Genomic DNA, 24,554 nt, shown 5'->3' with positions numbered 1-24,554 from the left:
ACGGAGCAGGCGCGATCGCAGGCGCATTATGGTCATCCCCTCAATCGGGACTGTGTCCCGTTATTATTTTGACCAGTGTCTGCAACGGATAGCCCGATTTGCCAAGCTGCCGTTGGAGCCAACCTTCACCTCACCCCGTCACCCCCGCTACCGCACCGGTGGATGCCGGTCGCTTGCCCCTAGCCAAACCCGCCACGCTCGGGCAGGAACAAAACATGATTGCGAAGCTGACGGGACGGCTGGACGAAAGCGGGGCGGACTGGGCGGTGATCGACGTCCAGGGCGTCGGCTATCTCGTGCATTGCTCGAGCAAGACTCTCGCCGCGCTCGGCATCGCCGGCGATGAGTGCACGGTCTTCACCGACTTGCAGGTGAGCGAGAACGATATGCGCCTGCTTGGCTTCGCCGATGCGGGGGAGCGCGACTGGTTCCGCCTGCTGACCACGGTCCAAGGCGTCGGCAGCAAAGTCGCGCTGGCGATCCTCTCGGCGTTGTCGATTGACGAACTGCAGCGGGCCTGCGGGGCTGGAGATGCGGCGCAAGTGGCGCGCGCTCAGGGTGTCGGGCCGAAGCTGGCCGGGCGGATCGTCAACGAGCTCAAGGACAAGGCCGGGGCGTTGCCGGGTGGTTCGGCGGGCGTGGCGGTGGCGGTGTCGCAGCCGGGAAGCGCAAGTGCCGATGCGGTCTCGGCGTTGCAGAACCTCGGGTTCAAGCCTGCTGTTGCGGCGAGCGCCGTGGCGCATGCGCAGGCGGAGCTGGGCGAGGGTGCCGGGTTGAACGAGCTGGTGCGGGTGGCGCTGAAGAGGGCGGCGGGGTGATGGTAACACCCTTGGTGCGGTGTAATGTTCCAAGCGACTGGACCGCCGACTTCAGTCAGTGCCTTTATGAGTGGCAATCGCTCGAAACCGGCGCGTTTGCAGTTTTGGCAGCACTGATAGGTTACTTGGCCATCAGGCTGCAGATCCGCCACGCGGACAAACTGGAAAACAAGCGGCTGATGCGTTTGCATCGAGCGAAACGCTTCGTTCTACCTCTTACGCTCTCTACCGCCACGCATTACGCTAACGAGGTGATTAGGAGCCTTTCCGAGGCGAGCGCAATCCTTCGATCTACACCCAATGGTCGACTAAGCGGGCATTGGAGCCCGCCGGTCTTCCCGAGCGAAATCCCCGTCAGCTTGGGGGAGTTCGTTGAAACTAGCGACGTTGAAACGGTAAACGCTCTGGTGAGTGAATTGCTTCGGCAAATTCAGATTCTGAACGCTCGCCTCGTGTCACTGATCGCTGATGAGGACGTATTCCGCTTAGGAATCAACATGAACATCGCGGAATATCAATTGCAGGCCGCAAAGATACGTCAGTTATGCGGTGCTTTGTTCCCTTATGCACGGGGCCAATCTGAAGACGTTCCGACGGAATTGGAAAGAGGGCCTGTTGTGTCAAGCCTCAGGTTTAACGGCACCGCTGCACCTGACGATGATTTTGAGAGTGTCATCGAGCGATTCCAAAGTGTCGGGAAACCTTGGTGGACTGCGAACGATGACCGATAACCCCACCCTCACCCCTCAGCGCCAGCCCGAGGACCAGGACGCCGCTCTGCGCCCCAAGTCGCTCGGCGAGTTCGTGGGGCAGGAAGCGGCGCGCGAGAACCTGCGCGTGTTCATCGAAGCCGCACGCGGGCGGGGCGAGGCGATGGACCATGTGCTGTTCTTCGGCCCGCCGGGCCTCGGCAAGACCACGTTGGCGCAGATCGTGGCCAAGGAGCTCGGCGTCGGCTTCCGCGCTACCAGCGGCCCGGTGATCGGCAAGACTGGCGACCTCGCGGCGCTGCTGACCAATCTCGAACCGCACGACGTGCTGTTCATCGACGAGATCCACCGGCTCAATCCGGTGGTCGAAGAAGTGCTCTACCCGGCGATGGAGGACCGCGCGCTCGATCTGATCATCGGCGAGGGGCCCTCGGCGCGCTCGGTGCGGATCGACTTGCCGCCGTTCACGCTGATTGGCGCGACGACCCGGCAGGGCCTGCTGACCACGCCGTTGCGCGACCGCTTCGGCATTCCGGTGCGCTTGAACTTCTACACTGTGCCCGAACTGGAGCGGGTGGTGACGCGTAGCGCTTCGCTGCTCGGCATGGCCATCGATCCCGCGGGTGCGCGCGAGGTGGCTCGCCGGTCGCGCGGCACACCGCGCGTGGCCGGACGCTTGTTGCGCCGGGTGCGCGACTTTGCCCACGTTGAGGGAGCGCCGCTGATCACCTCCGAGGTAGCGGACAAGGCGCTGACCCGGCTGGAAGTCGATACGCTTGGCCTCGATGCGATGGACCGGCGCTACCTCACCATGATCGCCGACATCTACAAAGGCGGCCCGGTGGGCGTGGAAACGCTCGCCGCGGGCCTCGCCGAGCCGCGCGACACGATCGAGGACGTGGTCGAACCGTTCCTGATCCAGCTCGGCCTGGTCGCCCGCACGGCGCGCGGGCGCTGCCTCAACGATGCGGGATGGAATCACCTGGGAATCACCCCGCCGAGCGGCTCGCAGACCGGCCTGTTCGATCCCGGAAAGTAGCCGCGGCCGTTAACGGTCGTTCGGATTCGCGCGCAGTTCGGTTCCAGATCGGGACAGAGCCGCTCGCCGGCCTCTGAGACTTCGCAAAAAACGACATCGCGCTCTCGGAATCTTGGTTAATCCGATTGCCGACCCCTCGCTAGCGCGTGTTCTTGGCAGTGGAGGAGAAGGGCTGGAGGTCCAATTCGGACTGGCAGCGCTCCTGGCCACTGAGAGAGAAAACGCATGTCGGTACGCACAGCCCTCGCCAAACTGGCCGCTCTCGCGGCAAGCGGAGCGCTCGTCGGTGGCGCGGTCCACCAGGCCGAACCGCAGGCGCGGACCACGGACTACAAGTCCGGCAAGTCGGTTCCGATCGAGCGGCCGATCAAGCAGGTAAAGGCGCCCCCACCGCGCCCGGTGGTGGTGGCCGAAGCCCCGCCGCCCGAACTCCCGCCGATCGAGCGCGTGATCGATGCGCCGCCGATCGCCCCAATTCCCATCGCACCGTTGCCTCAGGCAGCCGTCGTGGCGACAGGCAGCCCACCGCCCGTCGTGATCGGCGGTTCGAGCGGCGGTGGCTTCGGCGGCGGCTTCTTCGGAGGCTTCTTCGGCGGGGGCAGCAGCGGCGGCAGCATCACGGTTTCGACCACGACGTCCGGTTCGAGCTCATCTTCGGGCACCCCGCAGAGCACGACCACGACGACGACAACCACGACCAGTTCGGGTTCGACCAGCGGCATCAATATCGACATCGACAATTCGAGCACCGGCAGTTCGACTTCGACCTCGTCGGGCGGCAGCTCGACCTCCACGTCGACCGGGGGCAGTTCGACGTCGACCAGCTCCGGGACGATCAGCAGCACGACCACCTCGAGCTCGGGCAACGTGACCAGCACCAGCTCGACGTCCGGCGACATCACTTCCAGCACATCGAGCTCGAGCAGCACTTCGACGAGTTCGTCGACCTCAAGCTCGACGTCGACCAGCTCGTCCACTTCGACATCGAGCTCGACCAGTTCTTCCACCGGCTCGAGCTCGGGCGTGTCCAGCACCACTTCGGGCACCGAAGTTCCGGAACCGCCGATGATGGTCCTGTTCGGGGTGGGCGCCGCTGCCGTGTTCATGCGACGCCGCAGGAAGGTACCCGCTGCGGCGGCCTGAACCCACTACCTTCGATGCGGTGAAAGGGCGGTTCGGGGGGGCCGCCCTTTCGTTTATGGGGCGGTCGAAACCCAGTTCACGCCCGGCCCGTCAGTGCGGATCACGTCCGCCAGTTCCCAGACGTTGGCATAGCCGTACCCGACCAGGTTGATGAAAGTCGGTATGTTGAGAGCCAGCTCGACCTTCTTCACCACCACCGGTGGCCGGTCGTCGGCGAAGTTGTTGTTGCAGTAGATGTAGACCGGCCGGCCCTGGTCCGGGCCGAGCACTTCAGCGAGCCGCTCGGCGGTGAAATCCGGCAGCGGCAGATTGATGGCTCCGTCCAGGTGTCCAGCGGCAAAGGCGCTTTCCGACCGGGCGTCTAGCAGGATCGCACCATCGTGCTGGGCGCGCCGAGCGAACTCTTGCCAGCCCAGGCGCCTGCCTTCGCGGTACTCGCCTAGCCGGCCCGCCAGCTCGACGAAGCCTTCGTAGTCGACCTGAGGGTTGGCGGGCAGCTCGGCACGGGCCTGCAACGGCAGAGCCAGCAGCGAGCCCGCTAAAACGGATATGAGAACAGCGGTTCGGACGGGGCGCATGGACTTCTCCCTTCACGAGAGAAGCTGCGCCCCGATCCTAAAACCGCGGATGAACGGCCTCAGGCCGCCAGCTTCCGCAGCACGTAGTGGAGGATGCCGCCGTTGCGGTAGTATTCCATCTCGTTCGCCGTATCGATCCGGCACCGGGCGGTGAAGGTGAAGCTCTCGCCGTTCGGGCGAGTGACTTCCACTGCAACGTCCTGGCCCGGTTCCAGCCCGGCAAGCCCGTGGATGCTGAACTTGTCGTCGCCCGTCAGGCCAAGCGTGGCGCGGCTCTCGCCGTCCTTGAACTGCAGCGGCAGCACGCCCATCCCGACGAGGTTCGAACGGTGGATACGCTCGAAGCTCTCCACGATCACGGCGCGCACGCCGAGCAGGTTGGTGCCCTTGGCCGCCCAGTCGCGGCTGGAGCCGGTGCCGTATTCCTTGCCGGCGATGACGACCAGCGGCGTGCCATTGGCCTTGTGCTGCATGGCCACGTCGTAGATCGCGCCGACCTCTTCACCGTAACGGCTCATGCCGCCTTCGATGCCCGGGACCATCTCGTTCTTGATGCGGATGTTGGCGAAGGTGCCGCGCATCATGACTTCGTGGTTGCCGCGGCGGCTGCCGTAGGAGTTGAAGTCGCGCTTATCGACCTGATGCTCGAGCAGGTAACGGCCCGCGGGGCTGTCAGCCTTGATCGAGCCCGCCGGGCTGATGTGGTCGGTGGTGACCGAATCGCCGAGGATCGCCAGCGGCAGTGCGCCGACGATGTCGGTTACCGCGGCCGGAGTCATGCTCATGCCTTCGAAGTACGGCGGGTTCGCGACGTAGGTGCTGCCCGCACGCCACTGGTAGGTGTCGGAACCGACCACGTCGATCGCCTGCCAGTGCGTGTCGCCCTTGTAGACGTCGGCATAGCGAGCCACGAACATGCCGCGGTTGATGCTGCCGGCGCGCAGGTCGGCGACTTCCTGGTTGCTCGGCCAGATGTCCTTGAGGAACACGTCCTGTCCGTCCTTGCCGACGCCGATCGGCGTGGAGATGATATCTTCGGTCACCGTGCCCTTGAGCGCATAGGCGACCACCAGCGGCGGGCTGGCGAGGAAGTTTGCGCGCACGTCGGGGCTGACGCGGCCTTCGAAGTTGCGGTTGCCCGACAGGACCGAGGCGGCGACGATGTCGTTGCCGTTGATCGCCTGGCTGATCGGTTCGGCCAGCGGGCCCGAGTTGCCGATGCAAGTGGTGCAGCCATAACCGACGAGGTCGAAGCCGATCGCGTCGAGGTGCTGCTGCAGGCCGGCCTTCTCGAGGTAGTCGGTGACCACCTGCGATCCCGGAGCGAGGCTGGTCTTGACCCACGGCTTGGGCTTGAGGCCCTGCTCGTTCGCCTTCTTGGCGACGAGGCCGGCGGCGATCAGCACGTCGGGGTTGGAGGTGTTGGTGCAGCTGGTGATCGCGGCAATGACCACGTCACCGTCGCCGATGTCATGGCTCGCGCCTTCGACCGGGGTGCGCTTGGGCGAGGACTTGCCGTAGAGCGACTTGAGCTCGCTGTTGAACAGGTCGTCCACGTCCGGCAGCGCGACCTTGTCCTGCGGGCGCTTCGGGCCGGCGAGCGAGGGGACGACGCTGCCGAGATCGAGTTCGAGCGTGTCGGTGAAGACCGGATCGGGCGCATTGGGGTCGAGCCAGAAGCCCTGCTCCTTGGCGTAAGCCTCGACCAGCGCGATCTGATCCTCGTCACGGCCGGTGAGGCGCAGGTATTCGAGCGTCTTGTCGTCGATGCCGAAGAAGCCGCAAGTCGCGCCGTATTCCGGAGCCATGTTGGCGAGCGTCGCGCGGTCGGCGAGGCTGAGCGAGGCGAGACCGGGGCCGAAGTACTCGACGAACCGGCCGACCACGCCACGAGCGCGGAGCATCTGGGTGCAGGTCAGCACGAGGTCGGTGGCGGTAACGCCTTCCTTGAGCTGGCCGGTCATCTTGAAGCCGACGACTTCGGGGATCAGCATCGAGACCGGCTGGCCAAGCATCGCTGCCTCCGCCTCGATCCCGCCGACGCCCCAGCCGAGCACGCCCAGGCCGTTGATCATCGTGGTGTGGCTGTCGGTACCGACGCAAGTGTCGGGATAGGCGACCATGGCGCCGTCCTGGTCGAGGCTGGTCCACACGCCCTGGGCGATGTGCTCCAGGTTGACCTGGTGGCAGATGCCGGTGCCCGGAGGTACGGCCTTGAAGTTGGCGAGGCTCTTCGAGCCCCACTTGAGGAAGTCGTAGCGTTCGAGGTTACGTTCGTACTCGAGCTCGACGTTCTTCTCGAACGCCTTGGGGTGGCCGAACTCGTCGACCATGACCGAGTGGTCGATCACCAGGTGCACCGGCACCAGCGGGTTGATCTTGGAGGTGTCGCCGCCGAGCTTGGCGATCGCGTCACGCATCGCGGCGAGATCGACCACGCAAGGCACGCCGGTGAAGTCCTGCATCAGCACGCGCGCCGGGCGGTACTGGATTTCCTTGCCCGTGACCGGGTCCTTCTGCCAGTCGGCAATCGCCTGGATGTCGCCGACCGAAACGGTGAACCCGGCGTCTTCGAAGCGCAGCAGGTTTTCGAGCAGGACCTTCATCGAGAACGGCAGGCGGCTGACGTCGCCGATCTTCTCCGCGGCCTTGTTGAGCGAGTAGTAAGCGAACTTCTTGCCCGCGACCTCCAAGGTGCTGCGGGTATCGAGCGAATTCTTGCCGACCTGGGTCATGGGCGAGTGGGCCTCCTGATAATGCTGAATCCGACCGCGTGAAGGGCCGGTTTGCGCTGGCGCTTGCGCGTTCAGGCGCGCTAGGTCAAGGCACGGCGATAATCAGGAGCGTGTCATGACAACAGGACCTTCGGGCAGGCGGCAGGAACCGCTTTACGTGATACCGATGGCCCTGGCGCTGATTCTCGCTGCGATCCTCGGCGCTGCGTTCGGGTTGATCTGGCATGCAGCGGGCTTCGGGGCGAAGACAGAGACGGCTGCTCCGGCTGCCAAGGCGGGAAGCTAGGCCGCGGCCTGTTCGGGATGTTTGCGCGGCGCGGCAATCCAGCAGGCGACCACGATCAACGCTGCGCCCAGGAGAACTGCCACTCGCAGGCTCTCGTCGAATAGCAGCCAGCCGAATAGCGCGGCCCACAGGAACCCGGAGTATTCGAGCGGCACGAGCGCCTGGGCTTCCGCCCGGGCATAAGCCCAGGACAGCAGCAGGACGGCGACCACGGCAAGTCCCGCCGACGCGCCGATCACGGGCCAGGTTTCCAATGCCGGCATTTCGAACATCCACGGGGCAAACAGCAGCAGGACGAGGCCCATTCCCGCATTCTGGAAGGTCGCGATCTCGACGGGCTTTGCCACCAGCGACTGTTGGCGCTGCAGCACCAGGTTCCAGGCATAGAGCACCGAGGACAACAGGATCGAGGCGACACCCCAAGTCGCGTCCGGGTTTGCCGGAGTGCCGGGTCCGACGCGTTCGAACGCGATCACCGTCACCCCCGCCAGCCCGAGCAATGAAGCGCCGATGGCGCTCGGGTTGATCCGCTCTCCAAGTACGATCGCCGCCAGATAGAGCGCAATCAGCGGAGCCACGAACGACAGGGCGATTCCCTCCGCCAGCGGGATTCGCTCGAGGCCCCAGAAGAAGGTGAAAGCCATCGCCGAACCAACGAAAGCCCGTATTGCATAGAGCCGCATCACCGGCTTGGAGGGCCAAGCCGTGCGCTTGATCAGCCACACCGGGCCGATCATCATCGTTCCCAGAGCGCAGCGCAGCAGCAAGGCGCTATACGCCCCGACCGCAATTGACGCCCCTTTCATCAGAGCGTCCATCAGCGAATAGAGCGCCACTGCGGCCAGAGTGATGGCAAAGGGCAGCAAAGGTCGCTCGCGGGTCATACTGCCTGCTTTACCGGCCAAACCGTTGCGGACAATCCGCACCGTCGCACGATTCACCGTAGAGTCAGCCGTCCTGCTTGATAGCGGGGCACGAAACGGGAAGAATGCAGTGCCCGTTGTCCGGACGGGTCCCGCATGGCAGGGGCTTCTGAACACTCACAGGGGCATGGAATTACGATGAAAGCGTGGCGCACAATCTTGCTGGCTGGCGTGACCGTGGCGCTAGGCGCGCCGGTTGCGGCGCAACAGATCCAGGCCCAGCGTGTCCTGAACCAGGATGCGGAGGTGGTTACCGCGCCGATGACGTCGGCTGTAACACTGCCGCCGGCGCCGCTCTATCCTGCGATCATGCAGTGGCCGCTGACGAACGCCCGCTTGTTGCTGGCTTACGCCGAGCGCGTCGGGGCGGAAGGCCTCGATCCCGCCGACTACGCCGTGAAGGATCTCCGCGCCGCGATTGAAACCGGCGAAGGTGTTCAGCTTGACGAAGCTGCGAGCCAGACGTTCACCTGGCTCGTCGAAGACCTGCGCGACGGGCGCACACCGATGGATGCACGTCGGCAGTGGTTCGTCATCGATCCCGACGCCGACCTCACGCCCACCGGCCAGTTGATGGAGCGGGCGACCACGACCGGAGCGGTTGCCGCGGCGATCGATTCGGTCCTGCCGACTCATCCCGACTATGCGGCGCTGAAGGAAACGCTGGCTGCGACGCCGCAGAACCAGACCACGAAGCGTGATCTCATCCGCGCCAACATGGACCGCTGGCGGTGGCTGCAGCGCGATCTGGGCGTGCAATACCTGCTCACCAACGTGCCCGAGTTCCAGCTGCGGCTGACGGTGAACAACAATATCATCCGCAGCTACCGCACGATTGTCGGCAAGCCCGGGCGCACTGCGACTCCGCAGCTGGCGGAAACGGTCGAAGGCGTGATCTTCAACCCGACCTGGACGGTGCCGCAATCAATCGTGAAGGGCGAAGGGCTCGGTGCCAGGGTGCTCGGCAATCCCGGCTGGGCGCGTGCCAACGGCTATCGTGGTTCTCGCGCGGAGAACGGCTTCATCACCGTCGTGCAGCAGCCGGGGCCAGGGAACTCGCTCGGGCAGATGAAGCTCGACATGCCCAATCCGCACTCGATCTTCCTGCACGATACGCCGTCGCGAAATCTGTTCGCCTCTGACAACCGTGCGCTGAGCCACGGCTGTGTCCGTGTCGAGCGGGCCTTGGAACTGGCGATGACCATTGCCATCCTGGGGCAGGGCGCCACACGCGAAGAGACGGTGACCATCTCCACCTCGGGCGAATACACCCGCGTACCGGTGAAGAAGTCGATGCCGGTCTACATCACCTACTTCACGATGGCGCGCGACATCGACGGGCAGTTGCGGACGTTCAACGACCTCTATGGTCGGGACGCAGCCGTGATCGCCAGCTTCAAGGCTCCGCGGGTCGGCAATCGTTCGCGGGTGACTGACGAAGAAGTCATCGAAATTGTCGACGACCTGCAGACTTCCTGAGGCGTCAGACAAAGCCCAGGCGGTCGGCGTAGATCAGCCGTCCGCCTGAGAGCGTCCCCAGGACCTCGTTGAAATCGTCAGGCGAGAAGGCGAAGCAGCCGTTCGACCGGCCGAGCTTGCCCCAATGGTCGAGGTGGGCCTGTGTCGCGTATTCGGCCGAGTGCATGACGATTGCCCGGTCGAACGCGTTGGAGTTGTCCGGATCAAGTCCGCCAAGCCGCACCGAGGTGCCGTACTTACCGTAGTACCATTCCCAGGTGATGTAGGACCCGCGGCTGGTGGCGTTCGAGCCCGGCACGTTCGAGAACCACTTGAGCCAGCCGTCATGCTCGGGATCAGAACCCGCCCCATGCGCCACCCGTAACGAGCGGACAGTTCCGCTTTCGAGGTTGGCGATGTGGAACCGGGGGTAGGCCGAGTGAGCGGCGAAATCGGCGACGCCGACGATGTCGCGGCGCCATAGTAGGGCGCCGGAGCGGTTCATCTCAGCGCGCGCGGAGTCGAGGATAGCGGTCGTGCGCAGGTCCGGCCCGACTTGCGCGGCCACACGTACAGGCAAAGCCAGCGATCCCGCCGCCAGGCCAGCCGAAGCGATGAATTCCCGCCTATTCACTGGACCTATATTGCCCCTTTCCAACCTCCCCTGTCCAGCCTGATGCGACCGGATGGAGTGCCGCCTTCATCTAACTGCCTAGAATCATTCTGTTTGTCTCGATTTGCACTTTGCCCACTCGCGACAGGAACGACTGGCCGAGCAGGGAAATGTCGAGCCCGTCTGGAACCACGATGGCTTCCACTCCGCGAACCTCGAGATCGCCGACACGCACCGTGTCGAGCACAACGTTGACCCCATAAACGTCGCCGCTTGCCCCGCGCGCGACGGGCCGAACCTGATCCTGGTTCCATTCGATGCCCATGGATTTCGCATCTTCGTCGGTCAGCGCGATGACCGTGGCGCCAGTGTCGACCAGCATCTCGCTCGACGCGGCATCGATGATTACGTCGGCGTAGAAGTGGCCGTCGGCTTCGCGTGGCAGGACGATGGGGCCGGGTTCTTCCCGTACCACCTGGACCTTTTCCGCCGTCGTTTCGAGCTTGCCTGACGCTGGCGCGCCGTCGCTCGCCCGGTCAGGGGCGAACCAGGCGATCACCATGCCTGCGGCGAGCAGGGCGAAGAGCGGCTCGACTTTCATCGGGCCGCCATAGCCCAGGCATGCTTAAACGCTCGTAAAGCTACTTCGCGGCCCCAGCGAGTGCGCCCAGCGCTTCGCCATCGACCCGCATCACCGTCCACTCGTCCATCGGCCTCGCGCCGAGCGACTTGTAGAAGCCGATTGACGGCTCGTTCCAATCGAGCACCCACCATTCAAGGCGGGCGCAGTCGCGCTCCAGCGCCAGCCGCGCCAGTTCGACGAGCAGGGCCTTGCCGAGCCCCGCGCCGCGCGCTTCGGGCCTGACGAACAGGTCCTCGAGGTAGATCCCCGGTTTGCCCTCGAAGGTCGAGAAGTTGTGAAAGAACAGCGCGAAGCCTTGTGCCACGCCGTCCACTTCGCCGATCAGTACCTCGGCGTAAGGCCGCGGTCCGAACAGCTTTTCGCCCAGCACCGCCTCTTCGAAGCGCACTTCATGGGCGAGTTTCTCGTACTCGGCGAGCGCGCGGATCAGTTCGGCGATGAGCGGCAGGTCGGCTGGCGTTGCCGGCCGGATCGCAAGGCTCACTCCTTGCCCTCTTCCTCACTCGGATCGAGCAAAGTGATGCGCCCGACTTCCAGTTCGTCGATCCGCAGCTTCTTGATGCGAGCCTTGCCGACACGGAGACGTCCGATCGCAAGGGCCCCGATCGCGAAGGCGCCCAGCGCAAAAGCACCGAGAGCAAGCGCGCCAATGGCTCCGCTGCCCAAGGCCGAAGTGCCCGTGGCGGTGGCGCCCGTAGCCGCGGCACCGATGCCGACGCTCTTGCGCGACAGCGAGGGCTTGTACTTTGCCAGGTCAGCCTTGTGCTTCATGCCGCCTTCCCGTGCAGCGTATCCATGCTCACCGAGGTACCGGCCTCGATCTCAGCCGCTTTGGCTTCGACCAGGCTGACGATGTGGTCGAGCATGCGCTCGCTTTCGACATGGTGGTCGGTCACGCCGGAGAGGAACACCATGTGCTTGCCCGCGCCGCCGCCGGTGATGCCGATGTCGGTCTCGCGCGCTTCGCCCGGGCCGTTGACCACGCAGCCGAGCACCGAGACGCTCATCGGCGTCTTGATGTGCTGCAGCCGATCTTCGAGCGCCTGCACCGTGCGGATCACGTCGAACCCCTGCCGCGCGCAGCTGGGGCACGAAACCACCCGCACGCCGCGGGTGCGCAGGCCGAGGCTCTTGAGCAGCTCATAGCCGACGCGGACTTCTTCCTCAGGCTCGGCCGAAAGCGAGACGCGGATCGTGTCGCCGATCCCGGCCCACAGCAGGTTGCCCATGCCGATGGCGCTCTTCACCGTGCCGCCGATCAGCCCACCTGCCTCGGTGATGCCAAGGTGCAGCGGGCAATCGACCGTCTCGGCCAGCTGCATGTAAGCGGCGACGGCAAGGAAAACGTCGCTCGCCTTTACCGCCACTTTGTATTCGTGGAAGTCGTGGTCCTGCAGCAGCTTGATATGGTCGAGCGCGCTCTCGACCAGGGCTTCAGGACAAGGCTCGGCGTACTTTTCGAGCAGGTCCTTCTCGAGGCTGCCCGCGTTGACACCGATGCGGATCGCGCAGCCGTTGGCCTTGGCCGCGCGGACCACTTCGGCCACCCGTTCAGACGAGCCGATGTTGCCGGGATTGATCCGCAGACACGCCGCGCCAGCGTCCGCCGCTTCGAGCGCGCGCTTGTAATGGAAGTGGATGTCGGCGACGATCGGCACGTTGGACGCCCGGACGATTTCCTTGAGCGCGGCAGTGCTCTCCACGTCGGGGCAGGACACGCGAACGATATCGGCGCCGGCATCCTCGCAGCGGCGGATCTGGTCGATCGTTGCCTTTGCGTCGGAGGTTAGCGTGTTGGTCATCGTCTGCACGGAGATCGGCGCACTTCCGCCAACCGGAACCTTGCCGACCATGATCTGCCGGCATTCGCGCCGTTCAATCGTTCGCCAGGGACGGATTTCGTTCATCTTAATTAGCAGTTCCCTGACAGGCAGGAGGGCAAAGTGACAGGGGTGACACGGCCCAAGAGGTAAGTGTCACTTTGGACCCTACAAGTGTCACCTTGAATGCGACGCAACGTGTCGGCGCGAAAGACGGTGAGGTTCGCAGGGTCGGTCATCGCGCGGGGCTCTAGCAGCTTTGCCGCGCGTAGGAAAATGGGGGTTTAGTCCTCGCGAGGTCATGCGACGGCGTCCTTCTCAGGTGAAATGCTGATGGTGAGCCCGCGCTTCGTCGGTCAAACTGCTCGCACATTCACCTTCGAAGGTTGGAAAAATGAGCAGAATTCGCAACTGCCTGTTGGCGCTGAGCCTCGCCATGGTCACGACCGTCGGTCCATCGCAAAGCGCCGTTGCGGCAAGCGCCTCGGAATTGGCCACGGACGGCAAGGCTGCGCTCGAGAGGCTCTACGCCCAATCTGCCAAGGCGCGCACTTATGGTCGGGATGCTCGCGCAATCCTCGTATTTCCAAAGATCGTGAAGGCCGGTCTCGTCGTTGGCGGGCAGAGCGGGGAGGGCGTTCTTCTCGTCGATGGCAAGCCAGAGGGCTATTTCAGGATTTCCGCGGCCTCGATTGGCTTGCAGGCCGGCGGGCAGACCTTTGGCTACGCGCTGTTCCTGATGAACGACAGCGCGATCACCTATCTTCGAGAGAACGACGGATGGGCGATCGGCACGGGGCCGAGCGTGGTCGTGGTCAATGAAGGGGCGGCCGAGACTGCCAACTCGACGACGCTCAGGAAGGACGTCTACGCTTTCCCGTTCGACCAGAAAGGGCTGATGGCCGGGGTGGACCTCGAAGGGTCGAAGATCTCCAGGATCAAGAGGTAAGCGTTTCCGCGTCCTCGCGATTTGTTCGCTGTCTGCCGCCGACTAATGCTCAGATGTCGGAAGCCGAAGCAGAGGTGGGGATCGCGATCTCATAGCCTTCGATCGGGTGGCGGAAGTGCCAAGGGTTGAACTGCCGACCCAGCGCCTGCACGACAGGTTGGCTCGGACTGTCAGGAGGCATGACTTCGCTCGGCGGAGCGGAAGGGAACCAGATCTTCGCCCGCTCCAGCGCAGTGTAGAAGGTCATCGTGACCGTGACGCCGCGGATTTTCCAGCGCCCGTTCTCGCGCACATACTCGTTCTCGTAGATGCCGTCGGCCAGCAGGAAATGCGGTGTGTCGGGCGGAGAATTGCCTTGGACCTGGGCCCGCGCACGTGACCACGCCTGCTGTCGATCATCGGCAAGGGTGATGATGGGTTGCTGCTGGACATGGTTGATCACCTCGTCCTTGAGCAGACCCCAACGCCCATCGCCCAGAACTTCGAGCAAGAATTGGTGGATGCGCTCCTTGCCGTAGTAGCGGCCGCGCTGGCCTATCTCGATCCAGCTTCCTTCATCACAGAACAAGTCCGCCATCTCGCGGAACATGCGATTGTCGATGAAATAGCCGTAGGCATACTGCAGCCGCTCAATCTCGTTCTTGTCCTCGAGCAGAGCGATCGCGTGGCGGGCCTCGGCCAGTTCCAGAGCCTGTCGGTCGACCGCCTGTCTGAGCGACCGGATCTCTTCCGTGATGGCGTCCTCGGCGCTCATGCGAACGCTCGGTAGGCCATCGAACCACCCACGGGCAGTACATCGGGCACCGCCTTGCCTTGCTGGCGCAAAAGCTCGGGATATTCGCGCAGGACGCTTTCGGCGTCGGTCACGCCGACCACCTCTCCGTTCGGTCCCAGGTGGAGCATGGCGCCATACATGATGAACAGAACGTCGGTAGGTCCAACGACATTGTCCGACACCTTCAGCGTGTGGGTACTGCCCGGCGGCTCGAAAAGGTAGGAACCAGCGCGATTGCTCGGGCTTTCGGGATACTCGAGGTAGGTCCACTCGCCGGCAAACGTGAAGGCATGGATCTCGCCGGTATGTTTGTGCGGAAACACTTGCAAACCAGGCTCGAAGAGCATGCGGACCGCATAACGCCCGCCTTCGATGTCAGCCATGAGCAGCTTCAACTTGATCCCGGGATCGCCCGCCCAGTTGTCCGCCCACGGCAGATCGCTTGAATCGGAATGGAAGGATTCAGGAATGATCATCGACACCCTCCGCCACTTCGCTGCGCCGGGTGTTATCTTCACCCTTCCATGCCCGCTCCAACCTAGCGCCCTGCGACCAGTCAACAAGCGACAACTTGCATCGCGGCGCTATCGGCCGCCGCCAACAAGTCTATGCATGCGCTACCGTCGTTTCGCTTTCCGTGGGTTCGCGCCAGACGAAGATTCCCTATGGAGGGAAAGCCGCCGTTCAGCCCAAAGCCATGTGCGGCGCTTACCGGGATTTGCCTGCCAAGGGGTTCAAGATGACCGTTGCCCAAGCCTTGCTGGCCTTTCTCGCCGCAGCTTCAGTCCTGACGCTAACGCCGGGCCTGGACACCGCCATGGTCCTGCGATCGGCCGCAGCCGGTGGCGCGCGCCAGGCGGCGTTTGCCGCGGCTGGTATCGGCCTTGGGTGCTTTGTTTGGGGTGCCGCAGCTTCGATCGGTCTCGGGGCGCTCCTTGCCGCATCCACCCTCGCATTTACGATGCTGAAATGGGCTGGTGCCGCTTACCTCCTGTACCTGGGCCTCAAGCTCATCCTGCGACCGCGCGACAGCTTCGATGTTGCCAGGGACCAAACGGCCAAAGTCGCCGGATGGCATTCGCTAAGGCAGGGGTTCCTCACCAACATGCTCAACCCAAAGGTCGGCGTGTTCTACATCACCTTCTTGCCGCAGTTCATCCCGGCGGGAGTGAGCGTCGTTCCGTTCTCGCTACTGCTTACTGGCATTCAGGTCTTCCTGGGCCTGGTCTGGTTCGCGGTTCTCGTGGCGCTCACGACGCCGATCGGGCGCCTGCTGCGCCGGCCTCGTGCGGTGAAAACCATGGACCGACTTACAGGGGGCGTGTTCGTCGCCTTTGGAGCGAAGCTGGCGCTTGCCAGGTGATTGCGTGACCCTGATTACTTGATTGGCGAAGTGCGATCGGTGTATTATGCAGGCAATGCACCGTTCACTTGAGGATTAGATGGCAGACTGTCCTAAATGCCGCGCCGGGATGACCCAGGGCTTCATGTATCTTCCGGACACCGGCGGACGCGTTACGTGGATGGACGGGGAGCCTGGGTTCTGGAAGGCCGTCATGGGCGCGTTCCGGTCGAAGTCGGCAGAATTGACCGCCCGGCGGTGTACCGATTGCGGCTTTGTCGAATTCTTCGCCGAGACCCAGGCCAAGCCGGTCAAGACGCTCAAGTCGATCGACGAAGAGAACGAGCGGCTGCGCAACCTCGTGACCAAGTTGCAGGACCGGGTAGCGACCCTCGAAACCATCGCGACCGACCCGGCCGAACGCACGGCGCGGGAGATCGAAAGCTTGCGCGCGCTACCGCCTTCGAAGCGAGACACTGAGGAATAGCAAAAAGCGAAGGTCCGCTGAGAGCGGTCCTCCCAGCGCGTCTCACGGGCTGTTACACTACTCGTCCGCCGCGGCCGACGGCGCGCCCACGATGATGGATATCGTGCCGTCGGGGGCGAGCTCGACGCGGTAGTCTGACAGGCCAGCCGCCTGGGCCGCGCCGATCGCGCGCTGGACGTCTTGTTCCTGCCAAGGCTCGCCATCGCGAGCGGCGATCCCTACCGGGCGAAGGGCCTCTTCTTCGGGGATGAACGCGAAGCCGGACATCGGCCCGACAGGCGTATAAGCCGGTTGATCGCGCAGAAATTGCGCCTGAATCTGGACAGGGGTATTTCCCCTTCCAGCCTTGGAAGCACGGGTCGCGATAGCCACCCACCCCTTCATGTTAGCAGCTTCGTCGATTGGACTCGACGTAAGCGGCAGCCTCTCCTGACGATTGAGTAAGCTGGGACAGCGCTGGACTGCAAGACGAATTCATCGCGTTTTGCGACAAATGGGCCACTATCGACACAATTTACGACACTTTTGGCATTGATGTCCTGCGGTGCATCGCCTCTCTGCGCTTGAAGAACAACGCAAAAGTACGGCCCAGATAGTGTCCAGCCCCCCAGGCACGGGCAGAATGACCGGCCCCAATCTGGCCGCGTCGCTAGCCCTAGTAGACGAACTGCAGCGAGCGCTGGGCCGGAATGACCGGGCCCGGATCGTCGACGTCGTTCGCCAGCTGGTCAGCCGCCGGGTGCCCATGGGCGCGCAGTGGCAGCAGATTGCCTACATGGCGGCCGATCACGGCGAACTCAGCCTCTCGCGCCAGGCGATGACCCTCTACGTCGAAGCCTCGGGTGGAAACCCCATGGCCCGGTACCAGCAAGCGGGCCTGCTTGCGCAGGGCGGGGCGCTGCACGAGGCCTACGCCTTGCTCGAGACGTTGCCCGACAACGTGCCGGACCCCGCCGTCTACGCCTACAGCCGCGGCGCTGCGGCCGTGTTCATCGGTAAGCTCGAGGAAGCACGCGAACTGCTCGAGCGCGCCACGAAGCTGCGTCCCCAGCTGGGGCAGGCCTGGCTACCGCTGTCGACTCTGGTCAACTTCGCCGAAGAACCCGAACTGGCCGAACGGATCGTCGCCGCCGAACGCGAGATGCGCCAAGCTCCGCCAGCGGCGCAGGCGCCCTACTACCACGCGCTCGGCAAGGCCTATGCCGATCTCGGCGAGCCCTCGTTGGCCTTCGCGGCTTTCGCGAAGGGGGCTGCGCTCAAGAAGGCAGAGCGGCCCTACGACCGGCAGGCTGACCGCGCCGCCGCGGCCGAAGCGGTGCGCGGCTACGACGCCGATGCGGTCGCGGCCATCGCCAGTCAGCAAAGCGAGCCGACCGATCGCACGATCTTCGTCAGCGGGTTACCGCGTTCGGGCACGACGCTCGTCGATCAGATCCTCACCAGCCACAGCGAGGTTTCTGACGGGGCCGAGATCAACCGGCTGCCGATGCTCTCGCGGGAAGTCGGCAGCACCGCCTATCCGTCGCTCAACCGCCATGCCGCCGCCAACGGCACCGCGACCACTGCGCGCCTATGGCGGCATTGGATGGACGAGCGCTTTCCGGCTCCGGGGCGCGTGGTCGACAAGTCGATGGCGACCAGCCGGTACCTTGGTCTCGCCGCCTCCCTGCTGCCCCAAGCGCCGATCGTCTGGCTTAAGCGCGACCCGCTCGATTGCGCCTGGTCCTGCTTCCGCACCCACTTCCTCGCCGGCGTGGAGTGGAGCTACGACCTCGAAGATATCGCCTTCCACTTTCGTCTTGAGGATCAACTCCTCGGGCAATGGCAACAGATCCTCGGCGACCGGCTGCTGGTCGTGCCTTATGAAGCGCTGACGGGCGATCCAGCCAGCTGGACCCGCCGCATCTTGCGCCATTGCGGGCTCGCCGAAGAACCGCAGACGTTCGAGCCACACCAGAACGAGCGGATTGTGACGACTTCGAGCGTGATGCAGGTCCGCCAGCCGATCAACCGGCGAGCGGTGGGGTCTGCGGAGCCGTATCGGGAATTCCTGCAGCCGTTTCTGGCAGCTTACGCGAGCTAGCAGGTCAGACCCTTGGCGGTCGTGGTGCTGGCCTGTTGCGGCCGACACCACAGCGGCTTAGGGCTCTGTGGTGGCAAAAATAGATCGCCTTGCACGCTTGGACACTCGCCGCTTGGAACTCGAAGCGGAATATTCAGACGCGCTGCTTGATGCACTTCGCGTTGCAGCGTCCGGGAAGTTGGGGCTGTTCGATCATAACGGCGATCGACGCACTCGCGAGGCGATTGCACCCGTCATCGACAATCTGAACGACATAAGTGAAGCGATTGACCGTGCGAGAGAGCAGCTCGCGATGCCCCCGTTCGAGCTTCATCAGCAATTCCTTGATTCACGCGGCCCGGTCGGTCCGCAAGCCGTGGGTGAACGCAAGCAAGCGCAAGCCTGGCTCGATCGCCTTATGGCCGAGCTCGCAAACAGGTCCGAGCCGGAACCGGACTGACCGCCTTCCACACCAAACAAGACAGGCTTCTGATCGAACTGGACCTGAAGTCCGCTAGCGGTCGATCGGCGAAGGTTGCTCTGCAACGCTTGCGACCGCGGGGACAGCGGTCTTGCCGCCGCCGCGCCATCGTTCGGCGATCTGGGCCGTGAGGGTGATCGCCAGCACTAACAGCGATGTGAGTGCAAGGTAGGTGAGATAGCCGCCGCCGAGCGTGAGCCAGAGCCCTGCGGCGAGGTAGGTCAGGGGAATGCTGGCGGTGAAGCAATAGAGCGTCTGCCGACCATTGAGGGCGAGCCAGTCCAGCACCGGCCTGAATATCGAGGGCGCATTGACCGTAAGCGCGGCCAGGGTCGTTACCACCAATACGGCGTGGACCAGTCGAACCGGCTCCAGGTTCTCCTTGCCGGTGAACGGCACCAGTAGGACCCCGCGCAGCTCTAGGCGGTGTAGAACGGCGCACAGTAGCAGGAGCCCGACCAGGGCCGCCGCCGTCCAGATCCTTCCCGAGAGATAATCGAAGGCGGTGCGGTGGAAGCCGACTTTGCCGAGCCACATGCCGATGAAGAACAGGAGCTGCCACGCAAACGGATTGAAGTTCCACTGCCCATCGCCCTTTGGCGAGCCACCCGGCAAGTTGAACCCGGGCACCACCTGCACGAACAGGTAGAGTGCGACGGAGACGGCGATCAACAGGGCTGGCGACCGATCGAGCAAGCGCGCAGCGAGCGGGACCGCTAGCATGAACACGACGTAGAGCATCAGCACACCCAACAGGTAAGGGTGCTGGAGAAACACCAGAAACCGCACAACTTCGGTCAGAGGATTCGCCAAAGTGAAGCCGACGTCGGTTGCTGCGACCACGGCCGGCCCGGCGAGACATGCCGCGAAAATGGCCGCAATGAATGAGAGGACGTTGAAGCCATAAATTGTCGCTGCGCGTTTCAAGACGGCCGCATCGCGGTTGGGTCTGCGCAGGTAGACGAGGCCGACCATCCACCCCGACATCAGAAAGAAGATCTCGGCCGCGGAAGAGAAGCCGTAACTGGTGAGCGTCGGTATGGGGAAACCGTCCAGGCCTACTTGCGACAGCAGATCCTTCGAATGGTTGAGGACGATCGTCACCATCGCGTAGCCGCGCAGAATGTCTAACCGCTCATCGCGCATACCGACCGTCTGGCTACGGCGTTCTTGACCATCATGTACGCCTCCTCGCCGATCCCAACCGTCTCAGGGCGCGGTGAGTTCCGGCAGGACGCCGCCCCGCCGAAAAAATGGGGGTGGGCCGAAGCCCACCCCACGCGTCTTACAGGCCTTCGACAGCCTTGCTGACGAGGATATTCACCGCGACGCGGCGGTTCTGCGCCTTGCCTGCGGGGGTCTCGTTGTCCGCCAGCGGGTCTGACTCGGCCATGCCGGTCGGGGTCAGCATGCGATAAGGTGCCCAGCCGCACTTCTGCTGCAGATAGTTGACGACGCGGCCAGCGCGCCGTTCACTGAGCTCCTGGTTGTAATCCTCGCTGCCGACCGCGTCGGTGTAACCGACGACGAGTAACAGGGCGTTGTCCATCGAGTTGGCTTCGGCTGCCGCGGCGCAAAGATCGGCCTCGGCGGAATCCGTCAACCCCCACTTGCCGGTGTCGAAGTATACGTTGGTCGTGCCGCGGATATTGTACTGGTCAATATCGCCCACGCGACCACGAAGGGCCTCTGTCGCCGCAGCATTTTCCGCGATCGCCGTATCATGTTCGCCAAAGCGCTGCGCCGTGCCGTTGCGGATCATCGAGGCGGTCGCGAGATTGCTCTTCTTGAACTTGACGCGGCTTGCAACGAGGCCACCGTCCCACTGCACTGTCTGTACGGTAACCGGCAGACCGTTGAGCAGCGAGTCTGCGCCAAGCTTGGCACTGCTGAGGCCGAGAGGGCCCCCGCTGGACCGGATCTGCGTGGCTTCGGAGACCAGGATCGCCGTGTTGGCGCCGTCGGCGCCCGTGACCTGCAACCGCTCGCCCGTGCGCGCGGAAATGATGCCTTCGATCTCAGGTCCTTCGGTCAAACCAGTCAGATCGGTCGGCGCCGTGCCGACCACGGTAATCGAATCCGAGCTATTGGTTGGCCCTTGCTGTGCCGACAGGCCACCCCACGCGGGCATGGCAAGCGCGGCCAACAGGATGGGAACGCTCGACCCTTTGGATAAAACCCTCATTTTTCTGCTCCTTCAAAAGACTACCCACCTCCTCGCGTTCGCGACTTTTCGCCCGACAACTCCGTGATCGAGTGTCTGGCGGTCAGAAGCCCATCATCTCGCTGAACAACTTTGTGGCTTGCGACCCAGTGCTCGAACGCGTCCGACGTCAGGACTGTTCACGCTAACCTTGCTGGCAAATGAACGAATCCGACCGCAAGGTGCACTTTACGGGTAGTCAGACCGCCGCGAGCGGCGAACCGCTTTCTCAAATTGCGCCAAGTTGGATTTCGAGGGCGTTTAATGTCCGCCTCGACACCCGCCGAGAGACCTAACTCACCGGCACCTTCGTGGCCTGTCGAGCAGCGAGCCGCCACTTCCCGTCCTCCTGCCGCCAGACGTCGGTGAAGCGGCGGACCTCGATCTCCTCGGGCGCCGCTCCCCGTCGGACGACCCGTTCCTCGCCCATCAGGAGAACGAGGTCGCCAAGGAGACCCGCGTATTCGATCGAGCGCACATAGCGGTCGTAGCGGATGCGCCCTTTGGCCTGCAGTCGAGCCGTGTCGCCCGGCAGGGAAATGGCGTTCTGGGGATTGTTGACGACGAGATCGGACGAGAGGCCGTCGCGGAAGGCCGCCTGGTCATCGGTGATGAGCGCTTCATCCATGCGCGCCGCCTGGGCCAGGGCGCCGGCGATCCGCGGGTCTCGCGCAGCTTCAGCCACGGCCGCGTTGGCTGCCTGCCACTCGGCCTGGGCATTCGTACTGGCCAGGAGCGCCGACGCCGACACGATCAGAGCTATTGTACGCATTGTCGCTGCTCCGCAAAGACGCAACGAGGGGGCAAAGCTTCCGCGCGGAATTACAAATTTGCTGCCCTCTACCTCTGCACGGTATCCCGCACCCATTCCGCCGGGTCCGAGGGGTTCTCCAGTTTGCCGACAAACCGCGGCGAGGTGGTCTTGATGTAGTTCGGGACCACGGTGTTTCCTTCGTGACAGGCGTACTCGAACAGCTTGTAGTTCTCGTCGCGAGTCCACGGGAAGCGCAGGGTGAAGGGGGCGGTCAGGACCACCGGGTCCTCGATTTTCGCCTCGTAGAGGATCGTGTTGGGGCCGACCGGCGTCAGGCGTTCGGTGACCTTCTGCTCTGGGCTGGTCGGGATCGGCTTGTTGCCGGGGCCGACGATGTTCATCGGGGTTTCGCCAGTGAGGTTGGTGGTCTCGATCACCAGCGTGTCGCCCTCCCAGTGGCCGCGCGATTCACCCAGGTAGTTGCGCATGGTGCCGGGCAGGCCCGGGCGGCCGTCGAGGGGAATGATCCGGGTCTCGTGCACGATCTCCAGCCGCAGCACGACGTAGCCGGGCGATTGGAAGATCTGGATGCCGTTGTTGTACGGGAACGGCGTCATAGAGGACGGCAACCCGCGGCTGATGCAGCGGTCGAGCGAGTTGAAGTCGCTGATCCGGTCGAACTGTTGCACGTTCCAACTGCTGCGCATGGCGCTCGACAGCGTCTCGCCCTGCGCGGTCAGCGGGGGGATGCGGCCGTTGGCGGGCTCCACGATCAGCGAGGTCTGCTTGAGCGGACGGCCCCATTCGAACCAATGGCCCGAACCGATCGTGCCGGCCTGGTCCTCGCGGTCGTAGCCCTGCGCGGTGCTCTCTGCCGAGGCGATGGCGGCCTGGTATTCTTCGTCCGTCAGATAGGCCTTGTCGCCGAGGTTCGGCGGCCGCTCCGTCGGGGTGCGGCCCACCGCATCGAGCGGCCAGGTGCCGCGCAAGTCCGGATCGCCCCATTCGGTGCGCGGGGCGGCCCAGCCGGCCGGTGGGGCCGGAGCCCCGGAAGCCGCGGCCAGCTCGACCGGACTCTGGGCGGAAACCGAAAGCGAGGCGGCTGCCATCACGCAGGCAGCGGCACCAATTGCGACACGCGAAAGCTTCATCGTCCTCTCCTCCGATTTAGCGGTGGAGATAGAACCACGTCGCTCCGCCCACCGCAACCGGCACGGGAGGCGAAGACCCAGTTCCGCTCTGCCTTGCACCTGACGGGCGGACGGCTAAGCTGCGCCAATGGGCGGGAATGTATCAGGCAAATCGATAATCATCACCGGGGCAGCCAGCGGCTTTGGCCGGCTGGTGGCGCAGAAGACGGCGGCCCTCGGCGCGCGCGTGACCTGCGGCGACATCAACCTCGAAGCGGTCGAGGCAGTCGTCGCGGAGATCCGGGCCGCAGGCGGATCGGCCCAGGCGGTCCGTACCGATGTCACCAAGATGGCCGACATGCGCTCCCTCGCGCAGTCCGCAGTCGAGGCCTACGGCGCGATCGATGTGATGATGAACAACGCCGGCACCATGCCGCTGGCGTTCTTCGCTGACCACGAGATCGCGCTCGAAGCCTGGGACCGCTGCATCGACATCAACTTCAAGGGCGTGATGCACGGCACCATCGCGGTGTTCGACCAGATGATGGCGCAAGGCCGTGGCCACGTGATCAACATGTCCTCGATCTACGGCAACCACCCGGTGATCGGCGCGGCCGTCTATGGCGCGACCAAGAGCGCGGTGAACTTCCTCTCGGAATCGCTGCGCGTCGAAGGGCGCGGGAAGATCAAGGTCACGGTTATCCGGCCGACCGGCGTTCCGGTCACGGGCCTCAACGCCACCATCGTCAACCAGGCCGCCGGCATCGGCATCCTGGCGCACAATATGGGCGAGTTCACCGACATGGTCATGGGTCTCCAGGACGGGACCTTCCCGGCCGAGCGGCTCGACCAGGACAACATCGACTACGCCTCGCTCGCTCCCGAACACATCGCCGACGCGATCATCCACGCCATTGACCAGCCGTGGGGTGTCTCGATTGCCGAGGTGACCGTGCGGGCTGCGGGGGATTACTTCATCCTTTAGCGATCAGACCGCTGCGGGAGGGAGTGCCTAGGCTTCGGAGCGTTCGGTGCTCCATTTTCGGAAGGCGACGCGGGCATTCATGAATGCCGATGCCCCGAACAAGATCAAAAGAGGCAAGCCGATCAAGGGGTTGGCCAAGGCGACCAGGAAGAAAAGGAACGTGAACCAAAGCGACAAAACGAGCGCGAACAGGAGGAAGGGCCACGAGAACCTTTCGGCCATGTCGGCTTCAGCTTCCCTGCGGTTCCGTCTCGGAGCAATCGGCGCCCTCTGGCGGACAAGACGATAGGCGGCGGTACTCTTCCAGAGAATGTAGGCGACCACGGCAAATGCAATTGCGATGGTCATCCAGCTAGACACCGCGTCTGAAAAGCCGAGCGCTGATTCCAAGGCTACCTGGATGATCGCCACAATCATCACAAAAGCGATCAACTTGAATTGTCCTCGGAGGCTCGTGATTCGGCGCCAGTTTTCGATCAGCTGGTCATATTCGTCCGGGCTGATGAGGAAACCTTGGCTCCACCTATGCGGATAGTAGAGGTAGCCACCCTCAACCGGCTTGAAAGAGCGCGCGTAGAGCTTTGTAGAATTGAACATCCGATCCCCCGCCGCCAACTCTG

General features: G+C 63.9%; 30 protein-coding genes. 11 read left to right on the top strand and 19 right to left on the bottom strand.

From position 1 onward, the window contains the following. The first annotated feature begins 215 nt into the window (after positions 1 to 215). Genes ruvA through ruvB form a run of 3 tightly spaced genes read left to right on the top strand, consistent with a single transcriptional unit; the run spans position 216 to position 2,567 of the window. The gene (gene ruvA / locus ASD76_RS17390; RefSeq protein ID WP_055926291.1) at positions 216 to 818 is read left to right on the top strand and encodes a Holliday junction branch migration protein RuvA; all 603 of its coding nucleotides are present in this window, start codon (positions 216 to 218) and stop codon (positions 816 to 818) included. Then, positions 818 to 1,549: a hypothetical protein gene (locus tag ASD76_RS17385; protein ID WP_156457801.1), complete on the top strand. Its 732-nt coding sequence runs from the start codon at positions 818 to 820 to the stop codon at positions 1,547 to 1,549. The genes ruvA and ASD76_RS17385 overlap by 1 nt, the downstream gene beginning before the upstream one ends. Continuing rightward, entirely contained in the window at positions 1,539 to 2,567 is a 1,029-nt protein-coding gene (gene ruvB, locus ASD76_RS17380) for a Holliday junction branch migration DNA helicase RuvB (protein ID WP_055926254.1), read from the top strand. The genes ASD76_RS17385 and ruvB overlap by 11 nt, the downstream gene beginning before the upstream one ends. A gap of 329 nt (positions 2,568 to 2,896) precedes the next feature. Here the strand turns inward: ruvB and ASD76_RS18705 are convergent, their stop codons facing one another. Together ASD76_RS18705 and ASD76_RS18700 are read right to left on the bottom strand one after the other, a co-directional pair. After that, positions 2,897 to 3,049, bottom strand: a complete 153-nt coding sequence (locus tag ASD76_RS18705; RefSeq protein WP_235506895.1) for a hypothetical protein — start codon at positions 3,047 to 3,049, stop codon at positions 2,897 to 2,899. A 12-nt stretch (positions 3,050 to 3,061) separates the two neighbouring features. Next, positions 3,062 to 3,673 (bottom strand): hypothetical protein, encoded by a 612-nt coding sequence (locus ASD76_RS18700; RefSeq protein WP_055926251.1) that lies wholly within the window; start codon positions 3,671 to 3,673, stop codon positions 3,062 to 3,064. Here ASD76_RS18700 and ASD76_RS18695 point away from each other — a divergent pair. Further along, entirely contained in the window at positions 3,642 to 3,710 is a 69-nt protein-coding gene (locus ASD76_RS18695) for a hypothetical protein (protein WP_414826698.1), read from the top strand. The two genes, ASD76_RS18700 and ASD76_RS18695, sit on opposite strands and share 32 nt — an antisense overlap. A gap of 53 nt (positions 3,711 to 3,763) precedes the next feature. On the opposite strand, the gene ASD76_RS17370 is transcribed toward ASD76_RS18695, so the two are convergent. Then, a complete protein-coding gene (locus ASD76_RS17370; protein WP_082553942.1) occupies positions 3,764 to 4,288 on the bottom strand; it encodes a rhodanese-like domain-containing protein in 525 nt (174 codons plus the stop codon). Between the two features lie 59 nt (positions 4,289 to 4,347). After that, entirely contained in the window at positions 4,348 to 7,023 is a 2,676-nt protein-coding gene (gene acnA, locus ASD76_RS17365; protein WP_055926247.1) for an aconitate hydratase AcnA, read from the bottom strand. Positions 7,024 to 7,138: 115 nt separating this feature from the next. Between acnA and ASD76_RS18420 the strand changes: the two genes are divergently transcribed. Beyond that, a complete protein-coding gene (locus ASD76_RS18420; protein ID WP_156457800.1) occupies positions 7,139 to 7,309 on the top strand; it encodes a hypothetical protein in 171 nt (56 codons plus the stop codon). Here ASD76_RS18420 and ASD76_RS17360 read toward each other — a convergent pair. Continuing rightward, a complete protein-coding gene (locus ASD76_RS17360) occupies positions 7,306 to 8,193 on the bottom strand; it encodes a DMT family transporter (protein WP_055926245.1) in 888 nt (295 codons plus the stop codon). The genes ASD76_RS18420 and ASD76_RS17360 overlap by 4 nt on opposite strands. Before the next feature lie 177 nt (positions 8,194 to 8,370). On the opposite strand from ASD76_RS17360, the gene ASD76_RS17355 reads away from it, so the two are divergent. Further along, positions 8,371 to 9,711, top strand: coding sequence for a L,D-transpeptidase family protein (locus tag ASD76_RS17355; RefSeq protein WP_055926243.1), 1,341 nt, complete (start codon positions 8,371 to 8,373; stop codon positions 9,709 to 9,711). Positions 9,712 to 9,715: 4 nt separating this feature from the next. Here the strand turns inward: ASD76_RS17355 and ASD76_RS17350 are convergent, their stop codons facing one another. The 5 genes from ASD76_RS17350 to ispG form a co-directional block, all read right to left on the bottom strand. Further along, a complete protein-coding gene (locus ASD76_RS17350; protein ID WP_082553940.1) occupies positions 9,716 to 10,324 on the bottom strand; it encodes a murein L,D-transpeptidase catalytic domain-containing protein in 609 nt (202 codons plus the stop codon). A gap of 70 nt (positions 10,325 to 10,394) precedes the next feature. Beyond that, positions 10,395 to 10,904, bottom strand: a complete 510-nt coding sequence (locus ASD76_RS17345; RefSeq protein ID WP_055926242.1) for a TIGR02281 family clan AA aspartic protease — start codon at positions 10,902 to 10,904, stop codon at positions 10,395 to 10,397. 40 nt (positions 10,905 to 10,944) lie between these two features. Continuing rightward, complete coding sequence (locus ASD76_RS17340; RefSeq protein WP_055926240.1) at positions 10,945 to 11,430, bottom strand: GNAT family N-acetyltransferase; 486 nt, start codon at positions 11,428 to 11,430, stop codon at positions 10,945 to 10,947. Then, entirely contained in the window at positions 11,427 to 11,717 is a 291-nt protein-coding gene (locus tag ASD76_RS17335) for a hypothetical protein (RefSeq protein ID WP_235506894.1), read from the bottom strand. The genes ASD76_RS17340 and ASD76_RS17335 overlap by 4 nt, the downstream gene beginning before the upstream one ends. Next, positions 11,714 to 12,853: a flavodoxin-dependent (E)-4-hydroxy-3-methylbut-2-enyl-diphosphate synthase gene (ispG, locus tag ASD76_RS17330; protein WP_055926238.1), complete on the bottom strand. Its 1,140-nt coding sequence runs from the start codon at positions 12,851 to 12,853 to the stop codon at positions 11,714 to 11,716. Before ispG ends, ASD76_RS17335 begins: the two co-directional genes overlap by 4 nt. 307 nt (positions 12,854 to 13,160) lie before the next feature. On the opposite strand from ispG, the gene ASD76_RS17325 reads away from it, so the two are divergent. After that, the gene (locus ASD76_RS17325; RefSeq protein ID WP_055926236.1) at positions 13,161 to 13,715 is read left to right on the top strand and encodes a YSC84-related protein; all 555 of its coding nucleotides are present in this window, start codon (positions 13,161 to 13,163) and stop codon (positions 13,713 to 13,715) included. Positions 13,716 to 13,764: 49 nt separating this feature from the next. Here ASD76_RS17325 and ASD76_RS17320 read toward each other — a convergent pair whose 3' ends face one another. Both ASD76_RS17320 and ASD76_RS17315 read right to left on the bottom strand, forming a co-directional pair. Then, entirely contained in the window at positions 13,765 to 14,469 is a 705-nt protein-coding gene (locus tag ASD76_RS17320; RefSeq protein ID WP_055926234.1) for a nuclear transport factor 2 family protein, read from the bottom strand. Next, entirely contained in the window at positions 14,466 to 14,966 is a 501-nt protein-coding gene (locus ASD76_RS17315) for a 2,4'-dihydroxyacetophenone dioxygenase family protein (RefSeq protein WP_055926231.1), read from the bottom strand. The genes ASD76_RS17320 and ASD76_RS17315 overlap by 4 nt, the downstream gene beginning before the upstream one ends. Positions 14,967 to 15,229: 263 nt before the next feature. On the opposite strand from ASD76_RS17315, the gene ASD76_RS17310 reads away from it, so the two are divergent. Both ASD76_RS17310 and ASD76_RS17305 read left to right on the top strand, forming a co-directional pair. Continuing rightward, positions 15,230 to 15,853, top strand: coding sequence for a LysE family translocator (locus ASD76_RS17310; protein ID WP_055926282.1), 624 nt, complete (start codon positions 15,230 to 15,232; stop codon positions 15,851 to 15,853). A gap of 79 nt (positions 15,854 to 15,932) precedes the next feature. After that, complete coding sequence (locus ASD76_RS17305) at positions 15,933 to 16,319, top strand: hypothetical protein (RefSeq protein ID WP_156457799.1); 387 nt, start codon at positions 15,933 to 15,935, stop codon at positions 16,317 to 16,319. A 57-nt stretch (positions 16,320 to 16,376) separates the two neighbouring features. On the opposite strand, the gene ASD76_RS18690 is transcribed toward ASD76_RS17305, so the two are convergent. Further along, positions 16,377 to 16,586 carry a hypothetical protein gene (locus tag ASD76_RS18690; RefSeq protein WP_055926225.1) on the bottom strand — a complete coding sequence of 70 codons (210 nt, stop codon included), beginning with the start codon at positions 16,584 to 16,586 and terminating at the stop codon, positions 16,377 to 16,379. 355 nt (positions 16,587 to 16,941) lie between these two features. Between ASD76_RS18690 and ASD76_RS17295 the strand changes: the two genes are divergently transcribed. Continuing rightward, positions 16,942 to 18,402: a tetratricopeptide repeat-containing sulfotransferase family protein gene (locus ASD76_RS17295; protein WP_082553939.1), complete on the top strand. Its 1,461-nt coding sequence runs from the start codon at positions 16,942 to 16,944 to the stop codon at positions 18,400 to 18,402. A gap of 133 nt (positions 18,403 to 18,535) precedes the next feature. Here the strand turns inward: ASD76_RS17295 and ASD76_RS18815 are convergent, their stop codons facing one another. From ASD76_RS18815 to ASD76_RS17270, 5 genes are all read right to left on the bottom strand, one after another. Then, positions 18,536 to 18,715 carry a hypothetical protein gene (locus ASD76_RS18815; RefSeq protein WP_156457798.1) on the bottom strand — a complete coding sequence of 60 codons (180 nt, stop codon included), beginning with the start codon at positions 18,713 to 18,715 and terminating at the stop codon, positions 18,536 to 18,538. A gap of 180 nt (positions 18,716 to 18,895) precedes the next feature. Then, entirely contained in the window at positions 18,896 to 20,008 is a 1,113-nt protein-coding gene (gene opgC / locus ASD76_RS17285; protein WP_055926210.1) for an OpgC domain-containing protein, read from the bottom strand. A gap of 139 nt (positions 20,009 to 20,147) precedes the next feature. Beyond that, complete coding sequence (locus ASD76_RS17280) at positions 20,148 to 21,047, bottom strand: OmpA family protein (RefSeq protein WP_055926207.1); 900 nt, start codon at positions 21,045 to 21,047, stop codon at positions 20,148 to 20,150. Positions 21,048 to 21,357: 310 nt separating this feature from the next. After that, positions 21,358 to 21,837 carry a nuclear transport factor 2 family protein gene (locus tag ASD76_RS17275; RefSeq protein WP_055926204.1) on the bottom strand — a complete coding sequence of 160 codons (480 nt, stop codon included), beginning with the start codon at positions 21,835 to 21,837 and terminating at the stop codon, positions 21,358 to 21,360. A gap of 68 nt (positions 21,838 to 21,905) precedes the next feature. Further along, positions 21,906 to 22,970 carry a hypothetical protein gene (locus ASD76_RS17270; protein ID WP_156457797.1) on the bottom strand — a complete coding sequence of 355 codons (1,065 nt, stop codon included), beginning with the start codon at positions 22,968 to 22,970 and terminating at the stop codon, positions 21,906 to 21,908. A 127-nt stretch (positions 22,971 to 23,097) separates the two neighbouring features. Between ASD76_RS17270 and ASD76_RS17265 the strand changes: the two genes are divergently transcribed. Next, complete coding sequence (locus tag ASD76_RS17265; protein WP_055926199.1) at positions 23,098 to 23,934, top strand: SDR family oxidoreductase; 837 nt, start codon at positions 23,098 to 23,100, stop codon at positions 23,932 to 23,934. Positions 23,935 to 23,961: 27 nt separating this feature from the next. On the opposite strand, the gene ASD76_RS17260 is transcribed toward ASD76_RS17265, so the two are convergent. Further along, positions 23,962 to 24,531, bottom strand: coding sequence for a hypothetical protein (locus ASD76_RS17260; RefSeq protein WP_055926196.1), 570 nt, complete (start codon positions 24,529 to 24,531; stop codon positions 23,962 to 23,964). Positions 24,532 to 24,554: the final 23 nt, after the last annotated feature.

The organism is Altererythrobacter sp. Root672 (genome assembly GCF_001427865.1).
In the GTDB taxonomy this organism is placed as follows: Bacteria; Pseudomonadota; Alphaproteobacteria; order Sphingomonadales; family Sphingomonadaceae; genus Croceibacterium_A.
Note: the sequence above shows the minus strand (reverse complement) of the source record. Positions and strands in the feature narration are given on the sequence as shown.